15 protein-coding genes are annotated in these 21,485 nt (G+C 61.3%); 5 read left to right on the top strand and 10 right to left on the bottom strand.

Annotation, left to right across the window (positions count from 1 at the left end; translation table 11 throughout):
* Positions 1 to 228: 228 nt before the first annotated feature.
* Positions 229 to 825, bottom strand: coding sequence for a hypothetical protein (locus GEI7407_RS06725; RefSeq protein WP_041268304.1), 597 nt, complete (start codon positions 823 to 825; stop codon positions 229 to 231).
* 255 nt (positions 826 to 1,080) lie between these two features.
* Between GEI7407_RS06725 and GEI7407_RS06720 the strand changes: the two genes are divergently transcribed.
* Positions 1,081 to 3,180, top strand: a complete 2,100-nt coding sequence (locus tag GEI7407_RS06720; protein ID WP_015171384.1) for a S8 family serine peptidase — start codon at positions 1,081 to 1,083, stop codon at positions 3,178 to 3,180.
* Here GEI7407_RS06720 and GEI7407_RS06715 read toward each other — a convergent pair.
* From GEI7407_RS06715 to grxC, 3 genes are read right to left on the bottom strand one after another with little or no spacing between them, the layout of a single operon-like run.
* Positions 3,130 to 3,972 carry a 1-acyl-sn-glycerol-3-phosphate acyltransferase gene (locus GEI7407_RS06715; protein WP_015171383.1) on the bottom strand — a complete coding sequence of 281 codons (843 nt, stop codon included), beginning with the start codon at positions 3,970 to 3,972 and terminating at the stop codon, positions 3,130 to 3,132. The two genes, GEI7407_RS06720 and GEI7407_RS06715, sit on opposite strands and share 51 nt — an antisense overlap.
* A 49-nt stretch (positions 3,973 to 4,021) precedes the next feature.
* Positions 4,022 to 4,573, bottom strand: a complete 552-nt coding sequence (gene tadA, locus GEI7407_RS06710; RefSeq protein ID WP_255347615.1) for a tRNA adenosine(34) deaminase TadA — start codon at positions 4,571 to 4,573, stop codon at positions 4,022 to 4,024.
* A gap of 14 nt (positions 4,574 to 4,587) precedes the next feature.
* Complete coding sequence (gene grxC / locus GEI7407_RS06705; protein WP_015171381.1) at positions 4,588 to 4,902, bottom strand: glutaredoxin 3; 315 nt, start codon at positions 4,900 to 4,902, stop codon at positions 4,588 to 4,590.
* Between the two features lie 356 nt (positions 4,903 to 5,258).
* Between grxC and glpX the strand changes: the two genes are divergently transcribed.
* From glpX to GEI7407_RS06685, 4 genes are all read left to right on the top strand, one after another.
* On the top strand, positions 5,259 to 6,296 hold the full coding sequence (gene glpX, locus GEI7407_RS06700) for a class II fructose-bisphosphatase (RefSeq protein WP_015171380.1): 1,038 nt from the start codon (positions 5,259 to 5,261) through the stop codon (positions 6,294 to 6,296).
* A 340-nt stretch (positions 6,297 to 6,636) separates the two neighbouring features.
* Positions 6,637 to 7,923, top strand: coding sequence for a glutamyl-tRNA reductase (locus GEI7407_RS06695; protein WP_015171379.1), 1,287 nt, complete (start codon positions 6,637 to 6,639; stop codon positions 7,921 to 7,923).
* A 125-nt stretch (positions 7,924 to 8,048) separates the two neighbouring features.
* A complete protein-coding gene (locus GEI7407_RS06690) occupies positions 8,049 to 8,996 on the top strand; it encodes a phosphodiester glycosidase family protein (protein WP_015171378.1) in 948 nt (315 codons plus the stop codon).
* A 76-nt stretch (positions 8,997 to 9,072) separates the two neighbouring features.
* A complete protein-coding gene (locus GEI7407_RS06685) occupies positions 9,073 to 12,084 on the top strand; it encodes a UPF0182 family protein (protein ID WP_015171377.1) in 3,012 nt (1,003 codons plus the stop codon).
* 105 nt (positions 12,085 to 12,189) lie between these two features.
* Here GEI7407_RS06685 and GEI7407_RS06680 read toward each other — a convergent pair whose 3' ends face one another.
* The 6 genes from GEI7407_RS06680 to GEI7407_RS06655 all read right to left on the bottom strand — a co-directional run bounded on the left by GEI7407_RS06680 (position 12,190) and on the right by GEI7407_RS06655 (position 21,336).
* Positions 12,190 to 12,882 carry a class I SAM-dependent methyltransferase gene (locus GEI7407_RS06680; RefSeq protein ID WP_223294494.1) on the bottom strand — a complete coding sequence of 231 codons (693 nt, stop codon included), beginning with the start codon at positions 12,880 to 12,882 and terminating at the stop codon, positions 12,190 to 12,192.
* Between the two features lie 206 nt (positions 12,883 to 13,088).
* Positions 13,089 to 15,704 carry a M1 family metallopeptidase gene (locus GEI7407_RS06675; RefSeq protein ID WP_015171375.1) on the bottom strand — a complete coding sequence of 872 codons (2,616 nt, stop codon included), beginning with the start codon at positions 15,702 to 15,704 and terminating at the stop codon, positions 13,089 to 13,091.
* Between the two features lie 303 nt (positions 15,705 to 16,007).
* Positions 16,008 to 16,700, bottom strand: a complete 693-nt coding sequence (locus GEI7407_RS06670) for a manganese catalase family protein (RefSeq protein WP_015171374.1) — start codon at positions 16,698 to 16,700, stop codon at positions 16,008 to 16,010.
* A 167-nt stretch (positions 16,701 to 16,867) separates the two neighbouring features.
* Positions 16,868 to 18,085 (bottom strand): DUF790 family protein, encoded by a 1,218-nt coding sequence (locus GEI7407_RS06665; RefSeq protein WP_041268303.1) that lies wholly within the window; start codon positions 18,083 to 18,085, stop codon positions 16,868 to 16,870.
* 143 nt (positions 18,086 to 18,228) lie between these two features.
* A complete protein-coding gene (locus GEI7407_RS06660; protein ID WP_015171372.1) occupies positions 18,229 to 19,821 on the bottom strand; it encodes a DHA2 family efflux MFS transporter permease subunit in 1,593 nt (530 codons plus the stop codon).
* 132 nt (positions 19,822 to 19,953) lie between these two features.
* Positions 19,954 to 21,336, bottom strand: coding sequence for an HlyD family secretion protein (locus GEI7407_RS06655; RefSeq protein ID WP_015171371.1), 1,383 nt, complete (start codon positions 21,334 to 21,336; stop codon positions 19,954 to 19,956).
* Positions 21,337 to 21,485: the final 149 nt, after the last annotated feature.

Here is a 21,485-nt window from a genome sequence, read left to right as displayed (position 1 = left end):
GGGGTAAAGGCGCGATCGCCGTCGCGCCAGCGCAAGACTGTTTGCCCGTATGCTTAATAGTCTAAGTCAAATCGCCTAGGCCAAACTCACTCCGCTTTGGTGTGCCGATCGCTTTGGCTCTGGGAGTGTCCACCGCTGGCGATCGCCGCAAAAAAAGCCGTCCCTTCCAGGCTGAGACGGCGCGATCGCAGACATCCACATGTCAACTTTTGAAATAGAGACTCCAGGCTATCGAGCGCTCGTGTCTCCGCCCGAGCGGGGATAGGGCGCATCAACAAAGCCCAGCTCAAACAGCTGCTGATAGGCCTTTTGGCCCAAGTCGCGGGTCGGCTGCTGACTGCGCACCAGCTGCACCAGCAGCGGCACTGCTAGCTCAGGCTTGTTTTGGGCGCGGTGGACCAGAGCGAGCTGATAGGTCGCCTCATCGCGCATCTGAGCCGTGTCGAGGGCTTTGCGGCGCTGGCTATCCGCAATCCGGTTATCGATGCCCGAAAAGCTGGAAGCGATTTCCTGATAGAAGTTGGAGAGCTGATTAAAAACTTGGCGAGCTTCCTGAAGCTTGGCGGCGGCGAGGGTGTAGTTTTCGCTGGAGACAGCGGCGCTGGCCTCCTGCATCAGGCGCTGTCCGCCGGGCATGCTCAGAATGCTGCTGTCGAGGATGACGGGGCGCGCTTCATCGAGATCTGTTGCTCCGGCCGGCTGGTCGAGCTCGGCATCGGGCAGAGCGCTCTGGGCGAAGGTCGCCGCTGGGCGCACAAGGCCCAGGGATGCCGCAACCAGCAGCGGTGTTACGCAGAGTTGGGAGAGGAGGCGAACAGATACCATGCGAGTAACTTTGTGTGTATCGGGAAACGGGTCTTGGCAAACTTCGGGTATCTTATCATTGCCCGTTCGGGTTCGCTGTCCGTGGTCCTGAGGGGCAGCAAACCGCAAAAAGGCTAAGACCTGAAGCCTGGCTAGAACCGACTTTGAGCAAAATCAATTGGTTCCCCGAGGTCTGCAAAGCGGCTTTGCGAGCGACCGCTGGAGCTGTGGGGCTGGGCGGGTCGTGGAGCCAGCAGCCTAGAGGAAGCCAGTTGCATGGATAATGTGTTCGATCCGCTGAGGGCGGGAACCGGAATTCCGCGTCGGAGTGAAGGGGTAATTTTGCAGCGGGGCGGGGCGGAGCTAGCCCTGGAAAAGGTGGGCGATCGCTTCACGGTGCGGCCCCGATCTGGGGGATCGCTCTCTCAGTGGCAGTCGAAGCTGTCTGCGACCCACCGCCGCACGGTGCCCGCGACCCAGCTAGAAGAATTTTCGGTGGCGCCCGATCGCCTCGATGCGGCGATGGCCGAGGCGCGATCGCTGCCGGAGGTGGCCTTTGCCAGCCACGTGTACCGTCTGGCGGCGGATCCGGGCACGCTGATTTATCTCACGGACCAGCTGACGGTGCAGTTCGTGCCGGGGACGCCCGAGGCTGATATGGACGCGATCGCCCAGCGGCTTCACTTGCAGCGATCGCAGCCTGTACTTGGCTTGCCCAGCACCTTTACCTTTGTGGTGACGCCCGAGGCCCTCGACAATCCCGTCAAGCTGGCCAACCAGCTCACCCGTGAACCCCAGATTTTGGCAGCCGAGCCCAACGTGATCGTGCGCGCCCAGCCCCACTATCGCCCCCGGGACTCCTTTTATGCCAAGCAGTGGTACCTCCATCACAGTGGCGGTCCCGAACTGGCCGCTGGTTCCCACATCGACGTGGAGCGGGCCTGGGACCTGACCCGGGGCGATCGCGCCATTGTCGTGGCCGTGGCCGACGACTCCCTCGACCTCAACCACCCTGATTTTCAGGGCTTCGGCAAAATCGTAGCGCCGCGCGATCTGCTCGAAGACGACTTTTTGCCGCTGCCCGCCACCACCGAAACCAGCCACGGCACCGCCTGCGCCGGCATTGCTGTTGCCGAAGAAAACGGCGCCGGGATCGTCGGTGTCGCCCCTAGCTGCTCGCTGATGCCGATCCGCACCACCGGCTATGTCGACGATGACGCCATCGACCAGATCTTTCAGTGGGCCATGGATCACGGGGCCGCCGTGATTTCCTGTAGCTGGGGCGCGGGCGCCGTGAACTTTCCCCTGTCCCTGCGCCAAAAGGCCATGCTGACCCGCGCCGCGACGGAGGGACGCCAGGGCAAGGGCTGCGTGATCGTCTTCGCGGCTGGCAACACCAACCGCCCCCTCAATGGCCGCATCATGGAGCAGGGCTGGCCGCCAGAAACCCTCAAGGGTCCGACAGACTGGCTGTCGGGGTTTGGCGTGCACCCCGACGTGATCGCCGTATCGGCCAGCACCAGCCTCAGCCGCAAAGCCTTCTACAGCAACTGGGGCCGCAATATTTCGGTGTGTGCCCCCAGCAACAACGCCCCACCGGGGATCTGGCTCCAGCGAACCGGCTACATCGCGACGCCCCCAGTGGTCCAGGTGGATGCGCGAGGCCAAGGCGTATTTACGACCGATCAGGTGGGACCGGCGGGCTACGATCAGGGCAGCTTCACGGCCTATTTTGGCGGGACATCCAGCGCTTGCCCGGTGGTGGCCGGGGTAGCAGCGCTGGTGCTGTCGGTCAATCCGAATCTGAGCGCGGTGGAGGTGCGGCGAATTTTGCAGCAGACCGCTGACAAGATCGTGGATCCTGACCCCGATCCGCAGCTGGGCACTCAGCTGGGAACTTATGACGCCAACGGTCATTCTCAATGGTTTGGCTATGGCAAGGTGAATGCGTACCGAGCAGTGCAGGCCGCTCGCAAAACGCTAGTGACCCCGCCTGCGGAAACCGCGCAGATTCGGCTCAGCGACGCCCCTGGCTACAGCATTCCCGATCGCGATCCCTGGGGCGTGACGAGCACGCTGGAGGTGATGGCCGATCAGCGGGTGCGCGATCTAAAGGTGACGGTAGCGGTCGCCCACGAATACCTGGGGGATCTGTCCCTAACGCTGATTTCACCCTCTGGCCAGTCGGTGCTGATCCAGGGGCGGACCCTGGGTCGCCAAACCCAGCTGCGCCAGACCTATACGTTGCAGACGACGCCGGGACTGCGATCGCTGCTTCAGCAGCCCGCCCAAGGGCAGTGGCAGCTTCAGGTGATTGATCACGCCTTACTGAATGTCGGAACGCTCGAGTCGTGGGAACTGGTGCTGAGCGTGTAGGGTGACAGTTTTCAAACTGTCCACGCTGGGCCACTGCTTGCTCTGGCTGCGGCTGGACCCGGCGAGAGAGCGGTGAGTCGACTGGATCCGTTCGCGATCGAGTTCTTGCAGGCGATCGCCCAAGTCTCGAATCAGGTCCTTTGCGGCTTCCTTGGTGGGGCGATCGCAGTAGTCCTGGACCGCCAGGGGCTGGCCAATCCGAATCTCCACGTCGCAGCCCCACTTCGGGCAGCTCGGGTCGTAGTGCAAGCTCATGGGCACAACCCGCAGATTGCCCAGCGGGTTGCTGGTGTGGGCCTGGATGGCAAGGCGGCCAAGACCTGGCTTGAGGGGATGCACCTCGCCATCGCGATAGATGCCGCCCTCGGGAAAGATCACCAGCATTTCTCCCTGACGCAGCAGCTCCACACCGTGGCGCAAGCTGGCAATGCTGGGCCGGCGAGTGTCCACCGGGAAGCCGCCCAGCCGCCGAATAAACCAGCCCTGCACCCCCACCACTTCATCCGCAGACACCATAAAGCGCGGATCGCGGCCGGTCACGTGGCGGCCTGCGGCAAAGGGAATCATCAGGGCGTCCCAGCGAGCGCGGTGAGTCGGGGCCAAAATCACCGGACCGTCTGTCGGCAGGTGCTCGCGACCATAAACTCGAATGTTGCCAAAATAGGACGGCAAAACCAGGAATCGGCCTAGGGGATAGACCACTGGCATCAGCCACGGCGAGATCCGGGAGGGGGCGGTGCCAGGAACTAAGGCAGCGTCGTCACGGTCAGATTGGTGGGAAAGAAGGGTCATGGGATTCTCAACAACAGTCGTGGCGTCTCACTGAGAACATGCCTCCACCCTAATGGGATTCGCTGGGGGGAGCGTCTCTCTGGGGGACACTTCTCGCATTGTCCTGGGAGAGGGCTGGCGTTTCAAGCTGAGGCCGTCGGCGCTGGCGAAACCAATCTTGGAGTTGCTGCCGACAGACAGACTCCAGAATACCGCCTAAGACGGGCAGGCGATGGTAGGAGGCGAGGCTGTCGGGCAGATTGAGAACGGTTCGAATCGCGCCGGTTTTGGGGTCATCGGCGCCGTAGACGAGACGCCCCAGACGGGCCTGGAGCAGAGAGCCAGCGCACATAGGACAGGGCTCCAGGGTGACGTAAAGCGTGCACGCCTCCAGGTGCCAGGTGCCGAGGCGATCGCCCGCTGCCCGCAGCGCCAAAATTTCCGCGTGGGCCGTGGGGTCGCGATCGCGCTCCCGACGATTTTCGCCCGTGGCGATCAGCTCATTGCGCCCATTGACGATCACGGCTCCCACCGGCACCTCACCGGCTGCTCCAGCTGCCGCTGCTAGGGCGATCGCCTGCTCCATCCAGTGACAGTGCTGCCGATAGCCCGAATCTTGAATGCCGCTGTGCACAACTAATTCGGGGCGGCGGCTAGCAGCGGATCGAGCTGACCCTGGCGATCGAGGGCGTACAGCTCATCGCAGCCGCCGATGGGCTGCTGATTGATAAAGATCTGGGGCACCGTGCGGCGACCCTCAGCGCGATCGGCCATTTTGGCGCGGGCTGCTCCGTCCCCATCAATCTTGTATTCGGTAAAAGGGACGCCCTTCCAGCGCAGAAGCATCTTGGCGCGGATGCAGTAGGGGCAAGTTTGCCACGTGTAAATCTCGACGTTGGCCTGGACCTGCTCTGAAGGCCGGCCCAGCAAAAAATTGAACAGCTGAATCATGGTTTGAACCTGTCGATAGCGTTAGGTTTCATGGTGTTGGCTTTCATCGATCTTAAAATCTCGGGGCTGAAGTGGGCGAGGAAGCAGCGATCGCCCAAACCCCGACGGCAAAAACGCCTTGGCCTCCCGAGCCTCTTTTGCGCAGCCCGCGCAGGTTGAAAGATCAGCGCCTGTTTGGGCCGCTTTCCATCGCCCCAAAGCCAGTGCCCTCGGGATCTAGGGCCAGCTCTGGCAGCAAAACTTTACACGGGCTGAGCAAATGATTCTGCCGTGGGGGTATCTGGCCTTTGGTAGACTTAAGAACTGGAATCGCCGAATAAAACGACGCAATATCAGCAGTTTGGAGGACATACTTCGTGGAAAGTACGCTCGGTTTAGAAATCATTGAAGTGGTTGAGCAAGCCGCGATCGCGTCTTCTCGCTGGATGGGGAAAGGCGAAAAGAACACGGCAGACCAGGTTGCTGTGGAAGCCATGCGTGAGCGCATGAACCGCATCCACATGCGGGGCCGCATCGTAATCGGCGAAGGCGAGCGGGACGACGCTCCCATGCTCTACATCGGCGAGGAAGTGGGCATCTGCACCCAGCCGGATGCTCGTAACTACTGCAACCCCGACGAGCTGCTCGAGATCGACATCGCTGTTGACCCTTGCGAAGGGACCAACCTGGTGGCCTATGGCCAAAACGGTTCTATGGCGGTGCTGGCGATTTCCGAGCGGGGCGGTCTGTTCGCAGCTCCCGACTTCTACATGAAGAAGCTGGCAGCGCCTGCAGCAGCCCGGGGCCATGTTGACATCAACAAGTCGGCCACCGAAAACCTGAAGATTCTGTCTCAGTGCCTCAACCGCTCTATCGAAGAGCTGGTGGTTGTGGTCATGAAGCGCGATCGCCACATCGACCTGATCAAGGAAATCCGCGAAGCGGGTGCTCGAGTGCGCCTGATCTCCGACGGTGACGTGTCCGCTGCTATCTCCTGCGCCTTCTCCGGCACCAACGTCCACGCGCTGATGGGTATCGGTGCTGCTCCCGAGGGCGTCATCTCCGCCGCCGCAATGCGCTGCTTGGGCGGTCACTTCCAGGGCCAGCTGATTTACGATCCCGAAGTCGTCAAGACCGGCCTGATCGGCGAGAGCAAGGAAGGCAACCTGGCTCGTCTGAAGGAAATGGGCATCGAAGATGCCGATCGCGTTTACAACGCTGATGAGCTCGCTTCGGGTGAAACGGTCCTGTTTGCCGCTTGCGGTATCACCCCCGGCACCCTGATGGACGGCGTGCGCTTCTTCCACGGCGGCGCTCGGACCCAGTCTCTGGTCATCTCCAGCCAGTCCAAAACTGCGCGCTTCGTCGATACCATCCACATGTTTGATGAGCCCCAGTCTCTCCAACTGCGATAGACCTTGGGGGGCTGGCCAACTCAGTTTTGGGGCGGCCAGCCCGCTTTCCCGCACCTGCTTGAGATCCTAAGTTTTACAGAGTTTAGAGCGACGCCCCCGGCTTGCCAGGAGAGGGCTTCGCAGTAGAGGATGTCTGAAACGCCCGTAAATTCGTTTATTGGGAGTTCTCGGGAGAGGGATTCGATCTCTTAGGCATCGTCTCGGTGGCTTGGGTCACCGTTAACCATTCATATAACTTGCATAAAACCTGAGACTGCCCGCGATCGCGGCTGAGTTGGCACTGGCAAAACCAGCCGTCCCGCATTGGGGGTAGTTGGGAAGAACACGTTAGGGAGGAGACATGAATATCGTTGTAGTGGGCCTGAGCCACAAAACGGCCCCCGTCGAAGTTCGTGAAAAGCTGAGCATTCCTGAGCCTCAAGTGGAATCTGCGATCGCCCAACTGTGCGGCTATCCCCACATCGAAGAAGTGGCGATCCTCAGCACCTGCAACCGCCTCGAGCTCTATTTCGTGACCTCCGACACCGAGCAAGGCGTCCGCGAAGTCATTCAGTTTCTCGCCGACCACAGCAAGCTGCCCATGCACCAGCTGCGGCCCCACCTGTTTATCCTGCTGCACCAGGACGCCGTCATGCACCTGATGCGGGTGTCTGCGGGCCTCGACAGCCTCGTCCTGGGCGAAGGCCAGATCCTGGCCCAGGTCAAGCAAGCCCACAAGCTGGGTCAGCAGTTCAACGGGGTCGGGCGTCTGCTCAATCGCCTCTTCAAGCAAGCCATCACGGCGGGCAAGCGAGTGCGGACCGAGACCAGCATTGGCACAGGCGCTGTGTCCATCAGCTCGGCGGCGGTCGAGCTGGCCCAGATGAAGCTGGAGATGCTGGACTCGTGTCGGGTGACCATTGTGGGAGCGGGCAAGATGTCTCGCCTGCTGGTGCAGCACCTGATCTCGAAGGGAGCCTGCAAAATCTGCGTGCTAAACCGCTCTCTGGGACGGGCTGAGGAGCTCGCTCGCCAGTTCCAGGAGATCAACATCGAGGTGCGGCCCCTCGACGAGATGATGACGGCGGTGGGTGAGTCGGATCTGGTGTTTACCAGTACGTCGGCAACAGAGCCCATTCTGCATCGAGAAAACCTGGAGCCGGTGCTGACCGGGCGCACCATCACCTTGATCGATATTTCGGTGCCGCGCAATGTCCACGCCAATGTCAATGATCTGGCCCTGATTCACGCCTATAACGTGGACGACCTCAAGGCCGTGGTGGCCCAAAACCAGGAGAGCCGTCGCCAGATGGCCATGGAGGCTGAGCTGCTCCTTGATGAAGAGGTGGACGCGTTTGACGTGTGGTGGCGATCGCTGGATACCGTGCCCGTGATCAGCAGCCTGCGCGACAAAATCGAGACCATTCGCGCCCAGGAGCTCGAAAAAGCCCTCTCTCGCCTCGGCTCAGAGTTTGCGGACAAGCACCAGGAGGTGATCGAGGCCCTGACGCGCGGCATCGTGAACAAGATTCTCCACGATCCGATGGTGCAGCTGCGGGCGCAGCAGGACATCGAGGCCCGCCGCAAGGCCATGCAATCGCTGCAATTGCTGTTCAACCTCGATAGCAGCGAGCAGTATAGCTCGTAGCTGGGGGGCGATCGCGCCTCTAGAATCCCCTCTGACATCGATGGCATGCTAGGGCAGAAAACATCTGCTGGGCAGGTCACGAAGTCAGGGGGGATATTGCTATGCAACGTGGACGCAGGTGGGCAATGGTTCTGGCGGGGCTGGTGGGGCTGGCGATCGCCCTGGGACTGGGCTGTACGCAGCGGTTTGTTCCCACTCCAGGCAACCCGCCCCCAGAAGTCGCTGCTTCCCCAAGTTCGGCCCCGCTCCCTGTGATGGTGCGGCCAGAGCGCCCCGAGAGCGACCTGCCTGCGGGCATTCAGTTTTTCCGGACGGACAATGCTGGCCAGCTCGCAGAAGACGGGGCGAACCACGTGATCGTGTTTGACCCCAGGTCGCCAGAGCTGGACTTCAAGGTCAACCTAGGAATCGCCCACCCCCTCTACGCCCAAAATCCCGATGGCAGCCTGCGGCGGGAGTATGTGCCCAAGCGCTTTCGGGAGCTGGTGCAGGATGAAAATGCTCAGCTCGAGGGCCAGTGGCCGATCGCCGCGATCAACGGGGACTACATCGATGTGGACGATACGCCCCAGGGCCTGAACGTGTCGCGGGGCGTCGAGTATGCGGGGCCGTTTGCGGAGCGGCGATCGTCCTTCGCGATTTCGGGGGGGCCGCCGGAGACCCGGCAAGGGACGATCGCGGTGGGCCGCCGCGACGATCCAGCGCTGCAATTCAATGCGGTGGGGGGCAATGGCCGCTTTTATCGCCAGGGGGAGTTTCGCGACATTTGCCAGGATCTCGGCGAGATGGCCTGCTGGCGAGAGACCAACCGCTCCATGGCGGCGATCGCGGCCAATGGCCAGGTGATTTTGCTGGTCAACAGTTCTACGACGCCGGAGCAGGTGCTCTATCCTCACCAGTTTGACGAGGTGCTGGCGGGCATTTCGGAGCGGCTCAGCCTAGGACCGATTCAGGAGGCCATGCTGCTAGATGGCGGCCTCTCGACGGCGCTCTACTTTAACGGGCGCATCTACGTCGAGAATCTCAATCCCATGGGCTCGGTGCTGCTCATCTACGCCCAATCGCCGGCTTGATAGCTGGAAACAATGCCCAGGAACGCGCTCTAGGCAGCACAATGGGGGTACAAAGGGTACAAATTCGGACGTGGGTATGGGATCGCCGTTTTGGAAGCAGACAGGCTGGTTCGCCCTGGGGGCCTTCGGGCTGTGGGTGCTGCTGGATGTGGTGGCGAATCTGGTCGCCGAAAGCCTGTGGTTTCAAGAGGTTGGATTTCTGGGGCCGTTTTGGGTCCAGCTGGGGGTGCGCGGGGCCATTTGGCTGGTTGTGCTGGCGGTGTCGCTGACGTTTTTGCTGGGAAATTTGGCGATCGCCCACCGCTGGCAGCACCACAGCGCCCCAGAAGAGCTGCCGCTGGTCCAGGGCACCAACTGGAAACCGATGGAGCGCACGCCCAAGGCCCGCTGGCCCGGGGCGCTGGGCGTGCGCCCCTTGCTGGTGATTGTGGTGGTCCTGGGCATCGCGCTGGGGGGACTGCTGTGGCACTACGGCTATGAGGCGCGGACCTACTGGCATCCCGCCCTGGGCCTGCCGGGACAAATGATGCCGCTGCCCCAGCAACTGCAAATTCAGACGCTCTGGACGACTTGGCGATCGGGTTTGGAGCCCTCGTGGCCGCTGCTGAGCATCGGGGCGATCGCCCTGCTCTGCTTGATCAAGCCGCGCCTGAGCCTGACCGCTGGGGCGATCGCCCTTAGTTTCGCCCTGGGGTTTGTGCTGTCGGGCCAGTGGGCGCGGCTGCTGCAGTGGCTCTACGCCACCCCCTTTGCCATTGACGACCCCATCTTCCACCGGGATATCGCCTTCTACGTCTTTGGGCTGCCCATAGGAGAGCTGCTCCAGTACTGGGCTGTCGCCCTGAGCCTCTACAGTTTTCTCTCCGTGGTCTTGGTCTACCTGCTCTCTGGCAAGAGCCTCAGCACCGGCTGGTTTCCGGGGTTCGTGCCCGCCCAGCGACGACATCTGACCGGACTGGGGGGCATAGTGCTACTGGCGATCGCCTGGAGTCACTGGCTGAGCCGCTATGGCCTGCTCTATGGGCGTTTCGGCGTCACCTACGGGGCGGGCTACACCAACGCCAACGTCCAGCTGCCCGCCAGCACCCTCTTGGCGCTGATCGCTCTGAGCATCGGGCTGTGGCTGCTATGGCGCGCCTACCACTGGTCTGATCAGGAGGCATCCAGTCATCGATCGCTGTGGCAGTCTCTGGGCGTGTACGCGTCGGTCATGGTGCTCGGAAGCGTGGTCTTGCCCTCGATGCTTCAGCGGCTGGTGGTCCAGCCCAACGAGCTAGCGCGCGAGCGCCCCTACATCGAGCACAACATCGCCTTTACGCGGCAGGCCTTTGACCTAGCCAGCATTGACGCAGAAACCTTCAACCCGTCGGGCAGCCTTTCCTATGAGGACATTCAGGCCAATGCCTCCACCATTCGCAATATCCGCCTGTGGGACACCCGGCCCCTGCTAGAAACCAATCGCCAGCTCCAGCAAATCCGGCTTTATTACCGCTTTCCCGACGCTGACATCGATCGCTACAACATCATTCCGGAGAACGGCACCGAACCGGAGCGCCAGCAGGTGATCATCGCCGCGCGCGAGCTGGACTACAGCGCGGTGCCCGACCAGGCCCAGACGTGGATCAACAAGCACCTCGTCTACACCCACGGCTACGGCTTCACCCTCAGCCCCGTAAACCGCGCCGGTCCCGGCGGTTTGCCGGACTACTTTGTCAAAGATATCGGCGTGGAGTCGCCTACTTCGGGAGAGGGCACCCTGGCGACCTCCAGCGAGAATATTCGCGACAGCATTCCCATCGGTCAGCCCCGCATCTACTACGGTCAGCTCACCAATACAACGGTGATGACGCCCACCAAGGCACCAGAGCTGGACTACCCGAGCGGTGACGAAAATGTCTACAACGTCTATGACGGACGGGGCGGCATTCGCCTCAATGACGGCTGGCGACGGCTGCTGTTTGCCAAGTACCTGAAGAATTGGCAAATGGTTTTGACTCGCAACTTCCAGCCGGAAACGCGGGTCCTGTTTCGCCGCAACATCGATGATCGCATTCGGGCGATCGCCCCTTTCCTGCGCTACGACCAAGATCCCTACCTGGTGGTCGCCGATGCCGATCTGGGCCTCGATGCACCGGGCGATCGCGCCTCGGCCGAGGATCAAAACTATCTGTACTGGATGGTCGATGCCTATACCCTGAGCGATCGCTACCCTTACTCAGACCCCGGCGACCATCACTTCAACTACATTCGCAACTCGGTCAAGGCCGTCATCGACGCCTACCACGGCTCGATCGTCTTCTACGTGGCCGACCCCAATGACCCCCTGATCCAGACCTGGCAGCGCATCTTCCCAGAATTCTTCCGCCCGCTGAGCGAGATGCCAGAGACCCTGCGCACCCACATCCGCTATCCCATTGACCTGTTTGAGGTGCAGTCCGAGCGGCTGCTGGCTTACCACATGACCGATCCCCAGGTTTTCTATAACCGGGAGGACCAGTGGGAGGTGCCCAGCGAAATCTACGGCGGGGAAGCGCGCTCAGTGGAGGCCTACTACCTGATCACCAAGCTGCCCACGGCCTCCGAGGAAGAGTTCATCGTGCTCCATCCCTTCACGCCGACGGGCCGCAATAACCTGATTGCGTGGCTGGCGGGGCGCTCCGATGGCGAAAACTACGGGCGGCTGCTGCTCTACCAGTTCCCGAAGCAGCGCCTGGTCTACGGGCCGCAGCAGATCGAGGCTCGGATCAACCAAGATCCGGTGATTTCCCAGCAAATCTCGCTGTGGAATCGCCAGGGCTCCCGGGCGATCCAGGGAAATCTGCTGGTGATTCCCATCGAGCAGTCGCTGCTGTACGTGGAGCCGCTCTACCTGGAGGCCGAGGAGAACAGCCTCCCGATCCTCGCCCGGGTGATTGTGGCCTACGAAAACCGCATTGCGATGGCTGAAACCCTCGATCAGGCCCTGCGCGCGATCTTCCAGGGTGGCCCGACTCCGGCCTCGGACGCGGCGCCTGAGAATGGCCCCCTGCCGACGATTTTGCGGGAGGTCGAGGACCCGGACTCGGGCCTCTCTCCCGCAGCGCCCTAGGGCTGGGGCCGCTTTCCTACAAAAACGCGATCGCCCTCTGAAAAGGCGATCGCGTTTATTTTCTATGGGTCTCAATCTCAATCGGGGGAGGCAAGATGTGCGGCGCTAGGCTTTGGTGTTTTTCACCAGGATCTGACAGCTACAGAGGAAGGGGTTGGGGCTGTCGGTGCGCTGGTCGCTGATCACCTCAAGGGTCAAGTTGCTGTTGTAGATCAGCTCGTCGTAGTCCATGAGGGCGTTCCACTTGATTTTGCCGGTGGGAAAGCCAAATTTGGAGGTGCCGTCGGCGATTAGTGCCTGCCACTTCTGGATGTCTGGGTCGCGGGACATGCAGTAATCCAAAATCGCGATGAGGGAGCCGGGCTTGGTGACGCGCAGGATCTCCTGCATCACGCGGACGGGGTCGGTGACGACGCACAGCGTGAAGCCTGAGCCTGCCGCATCGAAGGCGTTGTCGGGCAGGTCCAGGTTGGTTAGGTCAGCAATTTTGAGCGTGAGGTCGGCGGCGACTTGCTTTTTGCGGGCTTCGGCCAGCATGCCTTCGGACAAATCAACGCCCGTGACGTGGACCCCCGCTGGGTAGGCAGGCAGATTGAGGCCGGTGCCGACGGCGGCTTCGATGATTTTTTGGCCGGGCTGGAGCTGAAGCGAGTCGATCAGGGGCTGGCGATCGATGTACCAGTAGTAGTTCATCACTGCTTCATAGTCCGCTGCGCCAAAGTTGTAGGCCTCGATGGCTTGCTCTTTGGGCAGAATCTGCAGTGTTTCTTGAAGAATTTGCATGGGGGCTTGAGTCATGTTTTGAGTTTGCTCTAAGACCATTCAGCGCTAGGTTCCGAGAAAAGACGACAAAATCTAACGATCTTTTTAACTATTTTGTACCGAAAGCATTAATAAGTCGGTATCCCACACAGCCAGGACGAAAAAGGGCGATCGCCCAGAGCCAGTTCTGCTGGAGGCGATCGCCCGCTGGATTGTGAGAGTTGTGAGGCCGGTAATGCTAGTTAGGCGTTGGCTTTGGCCTCGAGGGATTCTAGGCGGCTGCGCAGCTCTTGGTTGGATTTCTTGAGCTGATCGAGCTCTTCTTGCATTTTCTTCACCGCTGCGTCGGACCCGATGGTCTTTTGCACGCGCTGAATCGACTCCTCGGCGAGGCGGCGCACGCGGCCGTCTGGGGTCTGGTCAGCCAGCGATCGCAGAACGCCGATGGCCTTGGGGGTTTCCATCTGGCCCAGGGCGACGGCGACGGCCACCTGGGTCAAGAAGAAGGTCTCCCGAGCGAGCTCGTCGAGGCGCTGCAAGATTCGCTCCAGGTTCGGCTTGGTTTGGCCGCTGGAGATGGTGCCGAGGGCGCGAATGGAGGCAAGACGCAGCGATTGGGGTACGCCAGGGGCCGTGTACTCCAGGATCACCGTCAGGGCATCCTCGGAGGTCTTGAGCTTGCTCAAGCCCGCGATCGCCCCCGATCGCACAGTTTCATTCCAGCCAGCCCGCTCCTTGAGCACTGACTTCAGCAGCTTGATGACCTTTTCGGCCTTGGGCTTGTCGTCGTCGCTGTTGACGGCGGCGATCGCCCCGATCGCCTGGGCCGCCGCCGACTCCACGTAGTAGCTGGGGTCGCCCTTCTCGACCAGAGGCTTGAGTGCCTTGTAGCTCTCCGCCGTCTTGATCTTGCCCAGGGCCTCCACGACGGCCCGACGCACGCGCGCCTCGCTATCCTTGAGCCCTGCGCGCAGCCCCTCAAAGGCCTGATCCAGCTTCACTTCGCCGAGCTGGTGGGCCACCTCCGCCCGCACGCCCCAGAATGGATCGGACTTCAGCGCCTCGCTCAGGGCCTTCACCGCCTCCAGGCCGCCCTTCTTGGCGATCGCCTCCGCCGCATAAATGCGGGAAATCGGGTCGGGGTCATACTGGAGCTGGGCCTTGAGCTCCGGCAGGCCATACTCCAGCTGCACCGTCTTCAGGAAATGGTTTCCCTGATCAAAGCTGACAAAGCTGGGTTTTTCCGCCAGGGGGAAGTAGAAAGCCTGCTCGCGCTCGTGCACCCGCACCGTAAAGGTCTGGAAGGTCGGCTGGGCCGGGGTTTTGCGACGGCTCGAAGACTTCACAAAGCCAAAGGCGATCGGCAGCTTGAGATCAAACAGGCCGCTCTGGGGGCTGGTGTCGTCGTCCTTGGCCTGGGTTTGGGTCACCGTGATCTTGGCCAGCTTGCTGTCGCCGTCCCAGCTATAGGCTACCTTGTAGTCTGGATGGCCGCCCCGGAACACGTACTGATCAAACAGGAACAGCAGGTTGCGTCCAGTGGCCTTGTCGATCGCCCGCAGCAGGTCCACCGTCTCCACCGTGCGGTGAGCGTTGTCTTGGACAAAGGTGTGAATGGCCCGCCAGAACAGCTCATCTCCCAGCTCAGCGCGGATCATGTGATAGACGCAGGAGCCCTTTTCGTAGAGGTGGCGATCGTAGAGCTCGATGGCCTCCCGATACACGTGGGTGACGATGGGGCGACGATAACGGGAGCTGTCCTCGGCCAGATAGCTGCGAGCTTCATTGAGCCGGTAATAGGCCGCATCCTCGGGGCCGTACTCAGCATCGGTCCACATCACCTCGCTGTAGGAGGCCATGCCCTCTTTGATCCAGGCGTGGGACCAGTGCTTGATCACCACCAGATCCCCAAACCACTGGTGGGCGAGCTCGTGGGCAACCAGGCTTTCGGAGCCGCGGTTGTCGAGGGCGGCGCGCTCGTCAATCAGGCAGCGATCGGTCAGCAGGGTAGTGGAGGTGTTCTCCATGCCGCCGAAGATGAAGTCATCGACGCAGACTTGGGCGTACTTGGGATAGGGATAGGGGTAGCCGTACTTTTCGCTAAAAAACTCGATCATGCGGGGCGTTTTGCCCATGGTCCGGCGCGCGTCCTCTTCCCGGCCCTTCTCGACGTAGTAGGTGACGGGCTTGCCGTTCCATTCGTCTCTGATTTCGGCGAAGTCTCCCACCGCCAGGGTCATCAGATAGGTGGGGTGGACCTCCTGCTGCGACCAGTGAAAAATCTTGTCGTCGCCGTCTTCTTGGACGCTCAGTAAGGTGCCGTTGGAGATGGCCTGGTAGGGTTTGGGGACGCGCACCCGGATTTCGGAGGTGGCGAGCTGGCCGGGATAGTCGAAGCAGGGAAACCAGAAGCGGGAGTCTTCGTCTTCGCCCTGGGTCCAGACCTGGGTGGGCTTGTGGGGATAGTGCTTGTCGGGGCCAACGAAGTAGAGGCCGCGCTGGGGCTGCTCCACGCGATAGGCGATCGCCAGGGTGATGGGTTTGCCGGCCTGGGTGGGCTTGCTGAGCCGGATGTGCAGCTGCTCACCGTCGTAGTCAAAATCCTGCTTGGTTTTGCCGATCTTCACAGCGTCGATCGCCAGATTAACGGCGTCCAGGGTCAAAGACTCCAGGTTGCTGCGAACGGGGTTGAGGCGAATCGAGCAGGTGCCTTGGTAGCTGCGATTGGGCAGATCGAGGACTAGATCCAAAAAAATGTGCTCCACCTGACCGGGGCGATCGGGATTGTAGTGGGGCCGAGCGCCCGGTAGCTCAAAGGACTTGTAACCGTTATTGTCATCAAACAAAAGCTGCGACATAGAACCAGCAACCCGGATATAGCGACGGTGGAGGCGCTCTGCTGCCAATCGGAGCAACTGCCTCAGGGTCACCCCAAGGCCAGCGCAGTCCGTCAGAGCGCCTGAAGATCAATACTATGCAGATTCTAGGCCCCGCTCTGGGGGCGAAAGATCTGGATCCAGCGTACCTTGCCGAATGGGCCTGCGTAGTTGCCCAAAACTCTATTTGACAAGGCCAGCAGACAAAAAACTCCCCGCCTGCGTACCCGGAACGCGATTGGCGGGGAGAGTGCCCTTCGAACTTGAGAAACTGGGAGCCGGACGTCAATTGGCGTGCTCTGCCACCGGGTCGGCGATGTAGCGGAAGTTGGGCTCTGAGTTCCAGGGGCCGCGCTCGTCCGTGGCGCCGTTGGAGGACAGATTGTAGTAGATGTCCACGGTCTCGTCGGGCTGGACATTGCCGAAGAACGGATCGTCCAGTTTGCCCAGAGAATTCAGTGCTTCCATGAACATCTTGGTGTGAGAGATCTCGCGGGTGAGCAGGTGCACCAGGGTCTGCTTGCTGCCCTCGTCCGGCGCGAGCTTGATCAGCTGCTCGTAGGTTTGGCGAGCGCCCGCCTCAGCGGCGATGTCTGCCCGCAGGTCTCGCACCACGTCGCCGCCTTCGTTGAGGTAGTTGGCGGTCCAGGCGTTGCCCTGGCTGTCGAGGAAGTGGGGGCCCATGCCGCGCACCGCAAACAGGCTGCTCTTGAAGGCGTCGGTCTGATCAACGTTCTTGGTGTGAGCCTCGATCATTTTGCCGACCATCTCTAGGTGGCCAAATTCTTCGACGGCGATGTCTTGGAGCATGTCCCGAATACCGGGGTTCTCGGTATGAAAGGACTGCACCCAATACTGGAGGGCAGCGGAGAGCTCTCCGGTCGCGCCGCCAAACTGCTCTAGCAGAAGCTGCCCGAAGCGGGGGTCAGCTTCATTCACGTTGACGGTGTGAATAGCTTCTTTTTTATGAAAAAACATGGGGCTTTTCCTGTGTGGTGGTCAATCCAGCCTGTCAGCCAGTCAGGTGCTGGGCGTCCCCGCAGATGATGCGATGGGGGAGCCCAGCCGCAATGGTTTAAGCCTAGATCGGGCCTGGATTGGCTACCTGCGTCGCAGGAGAGAGTTCGCTCGGGCGATCGCCGAGGCTAGGGATCGATCGCCTGAAGGACGGCTTTGGGCGAGAGCTTGTCTTTGAACCACACAATGCGGGCGGGGACCTGATCGACGTTGACACCCGCTTTTTCCAGGTTGAGGCGCTCGGAGATGGCGAGGATCAGGTCATCGCGGCCAGACTGGCGCACCTGGGAAAATTTTTTGCGCAGGTAGTCGGGCCGCCAGTAGCCGACGATCTCCAATAGGAGCGATCGCCCGTCGGGGTGCACCAGCCGAAAGTCCGGAATCATCACGCTGCCAGGAATCGGAATCAGGTCAACTTCTCGCTCCAGCCGCCACTCGGTCTTTAGGCTGTCCCAGCGATTGACAAAGGATTCCTCGATCATGCTGTCGTAGGTCTTGCCGGGGGGGTAGTGGGTGACCAGGCCGCAGTCGGAGTCGAGGGCAAAGCGCTTGGCCTTGACGGTGTCGCTGTAGGAGTCGCGGATACGCAGGTTGGCGGTGAGGCTCCAGCGGGTGACGTGGAGCAGGGCGGGCACGAGTTTGGCGATCGCCAGTCCGTAGCGCGTGCTGGGCTTGAACAGGCTGGTGGGGCCGTCGATGGTGATGGTGAAGCCCTGGTCGGCCTCGCCCTCGATGTAGGCCATGAGCTGAAATAGCTTCAGGTAGCGAAACAGGAGCTTGTACTCGCCCGGATCGTTGCGGTGGGCGTTGATCACCAAGTCCGTGGCCTTGTAAAAGATGCCCTGGACCTGGGAGAGGTTGTAGCGGTGGAGCAGCGCCTCGGGGGTGGGGGCGTCAAACTGAGTGAGAATGCGGTTTTCGGGCAGGTCGGCGTAGAGGCCAGCCTGAATGTGGCTGGGCAAAACTTCGCGATCGAGCTCCTGGCTGAGGGCGATCGCCAGCATCTCCAGCGTCAGCTCTGTTGCTTGGGGGCTCAGCACCCCGCGGGCCGCCGCCGAAAACACCCGGTGCCGCAAAGCCTGGGGCTCCAGCGGGCTAATGATTTCGAATTCGCAGAAGCTGCTGCGCAGTAGATGCGCCAGACCCCGCTTGACCCGATAGTCCGGGCTGTCTCCCTCGAGATCTTGGAGCTGGCGATCGAGGTGTCCCTGGGATTGGCCGCGACAGGCCACAAAAATCTCAATCACCTCTTCAGCCAAGCTGAGACTCGCTTTGTCAAGCTTGAGGCGTTTGGGCAGGATTTCTTCGCCGCTATAGCGATGAATCAGCAGATCTGTCGGTAGCACGGGCGTTGCTTCGAACGGTGACGGCTTCTTCGTGACCCCTAGTATCCCATCGGGCGTGACCTGAGCCTTGTTTTTAATCTGCGAGATCTCCACCGCAGACTATGAAGGTGACTGACTGGGAGCTGGGCGCAATCAGTCCTGTTCTAGTGGCCCCCCACAGACACCGAGCGATCGCCCCCCTTGCCCAGCAAAAACAGCAGCGGCAGCGTCACCAAGAAAATGAGCCCCACCACCCAAAACAAATCCTCAAAGGCCAGCAGCATAGCCTGCCCCTCCAGGGTTTGGTCGAGCAGCGCCAGCGCCTGCTGGTGGGCCGTGGCGGCATCAGCCCCCTGGCTTTGCATAGCACCCATCAGAGCATTGATCCGCTCCTGGGTTTGCAAATCGTAGGGAGAGACATGCTCCACCAGCACCGCGCGGTGGAACGCGTGGCGGCGATCGAGCACCGTCGCCAGCAGAGCAATGCCAATGCTGCCCCCCAGCTGCCGGGTGAGGTTATAAAAGCCCGACCCCGCCGGGATGTCCTGCTTGGGCAGCGGTCCCAGGGTCACCAGACTAAGGGGCAAAAACATCATCACCACGCTGACCCCGCGCCAGAGCAGCGGCCAAAAGAGCGCATCGCTGCCGGTGTTGGGGTTGAGATCGGCCAGATTGAACATGATCACAGCAATGAAAATGCTGCCCCCGGCAATCAGCACCCGGCCATCGACCTTGCCCGACACCTTGCCCATCACCACCATGGTGACGGCGGAGGCCAGCGCCCCCGGCATGATCAGCAGGCCGGTCTGCTGGGCCGTGTAGTTGAGCACTGTCTGGGCATAGATAGGAATCACAAACAGGGTGCCGTACAGGCCCATACCCACCACCGCCGAATACACGCTGCCCGCCGCCAGGGAACGGTGCCGCAGCACCCGCAGATCCACCGCTGGCTGGTCCGTAGACAGCTCTCGCCAGATAAACAGTAGCAACCCAACGATGGCGGAAACGGCCAGCAGAGTAATGGTGTGGGACTCAAACCAGCCGTCCTGCTCCCCTTCTTCTAGAAAAGTTTGTAGGCTGCCGAGGGCGATCGTCAGCAGCGCAATTCCCCACCAGTCCACCCTGGGAATGGGGCGATCGGGCCGCAGATCGTCGGCGGGCAAAAAGATCACCGCCATCAGCACCGCCACAATCCCCACCGGCACATTAATAAAGAAAATCCAGCGCCAGCCCAGAGCATCGGTGAGGTAGCCGCCGAGGGTCGGGCCAATGGCCGGCCCCGCGATCACCCCCACCCCAAACACCGCCTGGGCCACCCCCTGCTCCTCAGGGGGAAAGGTTTCAAACAAAATCGACTGGGCCTTGGCCAGCAGGCCGCCCCCCAGCAGGCCCTGCAAGACTCGCGAAGCGACCAGCGCCGACAGATTGGCCGCCAGCCCGCACAGCACCGAGGCCACCACAAAGCCCACCAGCGAAAACACGAAGTACCGCTTTTTGCCAAAGGCCTCCCCCAGCCAGGCGGTGAGGGGAATGATGATCACATTGGCGATCGCGTAGCCCGTCACTACCCAGCCAATCTCGCTGATGGTCGCTCCCACGCTGGCTTGCATGTCCGTCAGCGCCACGTTGACGATGCTGGTGTCGATCACCTCCAGCATCGCCCCCAGGGAAGCCGTGAGGGCGATCGCCCATTTCAGCCAGCTAGCGGGCACAGGGCGTTTTTGGGACAAAGAAGATTTAGTCGTTGCTGATGCCATGAAATGAAAGATGGATAGGGTGGTGAAAATCGGCTTGAATCTTGGCTTGAACTTTGATGTGAATCTTGAATTCAGCGGCTCTATCAGCCCCTCAAAACTCAGCACTCAAAACTCAGCACTAAAACTCAACCCCTACTCCTGCGCCGTATCCACGCTCACCGTCGCCGACAGTCCCGGCGCCAGCCAGTCCTCAAACCCATTCACGCTCGCCAAATCGAGGCTAATTTTGACCGGAATGCGCTGCACGACCTTGGTGAAGTTGCCGGTGGCATTGTCGGGGGGCAACAGAGCAAATTGCGCGCCCGACGCCGGAGACAGACTTTCGACCTGACCCTTGAAAGTATGACCGGGCAGGGCATCGACGGTAATCTCGACCGGTTCACCGGGGCGCATGTGGGCAATCTGGGTTTCTTTGAAGTTGGCCTCGATCCAGAGATCGGTGCCGACCACGGCCATTAGGGGCTGACCGGGCTGTACCTGCTGGCCCACTTCCACGGTCTTGTGGCCCACAACGCCAGCGGCAGGAGCCTGAATGGCGGTATAGCTGAGCTGAAGCTGGGCCTGTTTCAGGCTGGCCTCGGCCTCAGCGATCTTGGCCTGGGCCGCTTCAAACTGGCTGCGGTTGACGGTTGTTTGTACGCCGCTGGCCTGGGCCTGTTGCAGGCTCCCCCGACTGGTTTGTAGCTGGGCCTGGGCCTGGGCCACCCCTTCCTGGGCTTGGGTGACTTTTGCCTGGGCCTGGGTCACCTGCTGCTGGGCCGATTGGCGCTGGGCCTGGGCGATGTCGTAGGCCTGTTTGGCAGCGTCGCGGTCTTGGGCCGAGATGGCCCCCTGGGCGTAGAGGCCCTGGTAGCGCTGGTAGTCAGTGGTGGCTTTTTGTAGGGTGGCCTCGGCTTGGGCAAGCTGGGCCTGGGCGACGGGCACCCCGGCGCGGGCAACCTCTAGGGCAGCCTGGGCATCGGCGATCGCCGCCGATGCGCCAGTGATCCCGCCCTGGGCACTGGTCACCTGAGCCTGGGAACTGGTATCCGCCTGGGAAATAGATGCTTTGGCCGCCTCGGCCTGCTTCTGGGCCGCCGCGAGAGCGGCCTGGGCCTGCTTCACCGCGAGATCGTAGTCGCTGGCATCCAGCTGCACCAGCAGATCTCCAGCAGCCACCGGCTGATTGTCTTCTACGGCTACCTGCGCCACCTTGCCAGGGACGCGGCTGCTGATTTGGTAAACGTGGCCCTGGAGTTGGGCATTGTCGGTCTCCTCGTGGGTGGAGGCGTAGGCCCACCAGCGGCTGCCAAAAACGCTCCCGGCGATCAGCCCTACACCCGCGACCACCAAGAGGAGCGCCGACGGGCGGCGCTTGGGCGGCTTGGTCGATGGTTCTGAGGCGTCTGCCAGAGCGACATCCTGAGAGGTATCCGGCGGAGCCGATTCGACCGCGGGTGACTGAGTCGAGGTCGCCAAGCTGTCAGCTCGCTGGCCGTTTTGGCGGTGATCAGGGGTGAATGCTGGGTTGGCCATAACTGCGGTTTCGATTCACTAAGGGTAAAGATGGTTAGTATGCGTAGTAATTGGGCAATAAAAAAAGAACGATGGGCTGGAAAGCGTTGAGCTGAGGGAGTTTTGCCCAGGATGGAACCCTAGATAGGGGTGCATTGGCCGCGCGATCG

It is taken from the genome of Geitlerinema sp. PCC 7407, assembly GCF_000317045.1.
In the GTDB taxonomy this organism is placed as follows: domain Bacteria; phylum Cyanobacteriota; class Cyanobacteriia; order PCC-7407; family PCC-7407; genus PCC-7407.
The sequence above is the reverse complement of the archived record's forward strand: the minus strand, read 5'-3'. Positions and strand labels throughout refer to the sequence as shown.

Excerpts from the sequence above, each read along its gene's own strand:
- GEI7407_RS06725 (WP_041268304.1), bottom strand. The coding sequence starts at position 825 with ATGGTATCTGTTCGCCTCCTCTCCCAACTCTGCGTAACACCGCTGCTG.
- GEI7407_RS06720 (WP_015171384.1), top strand. The coding sequence starts at position 1,081 with ATGGATAATGTGTTCGATCCGCTGAGGGCGGGAACCGGAATTCCGCGT.
- GEI7407_RS06715 (WP_015171383.1), bottom strand. The coding sequence starts at position 3,972 with ATGACCCTTCTTTCCCACCAATCTGACCGTGACGACGCTGCCTTAGTT.
- grxC (WP_015171381.1), bottom strand. The coding sequence starts at position 4,902 with ATGATTCAGCTGTTCAATTTTTTGCTGGGCCGGCCTTCAGAGCAGGTC.
- GEI7407_RS06695 (WP_015171379.1), top strand. The coding sequence starts at position 6,637 with ATGAATATCGTTGTAGTGGGCCTGAGCCACAAAACGGCCCCCGTCGAA.
- GEI7407_RS06690 (WP_015171378.1), top strand. The coding sequence starts at position 8,049 with ATGGTTCTGGCGGGGCTGGTGGGGCTGGCGATCGCCCTGGGACTGGGC.
- GEI7407_RS06685 (WP_015171377.1), top strand. The coding sequence starts at position 9,073 with ATGGGATCGCCGTTTTGGAAGCAGACAGGCTGGTTCGCCCTGGGGGCC.
- GEI7407_RS06680 (WP_223294494.1), bottom strand. The coding sequence starts at position 12,882 with ATGACTCAAGCCCCCATGCAAATTCTTCAAGAAACACTGCAGATTCTG.
- GEI7407_RS06675 (WP_015171375.1), bottom strand. The coding sequence starts at position 15,704 with ATGTCGCAGCTTTTGTTTGATGACAATAACGGTTACAAGTCCTTTGAG.
- GEI7407_RS06670 (WP_015171374.1), bottom strand. The coding sequence starts at position 16,700 with ATGTTTTTTCATAAAAAAGAAGCTATTCACACCGTCAACGTGAATGAA.
- GEI7407_RS06660 (WP_015171372.1), bottom strand. The coding sequence starts at position 19,821 with ATGGCATCAGCAACGACTAAATCTTCTTTGTCCCAAAAACGCCCTGTG.
- GEI7407_RS06655 (WP_015171371.1), bottom strand. The coding sequence starts at position 21,336 with ATGGCCAACCCAGCATTCACCCCTGATCACCGCCAAAACGGCCAGCGA.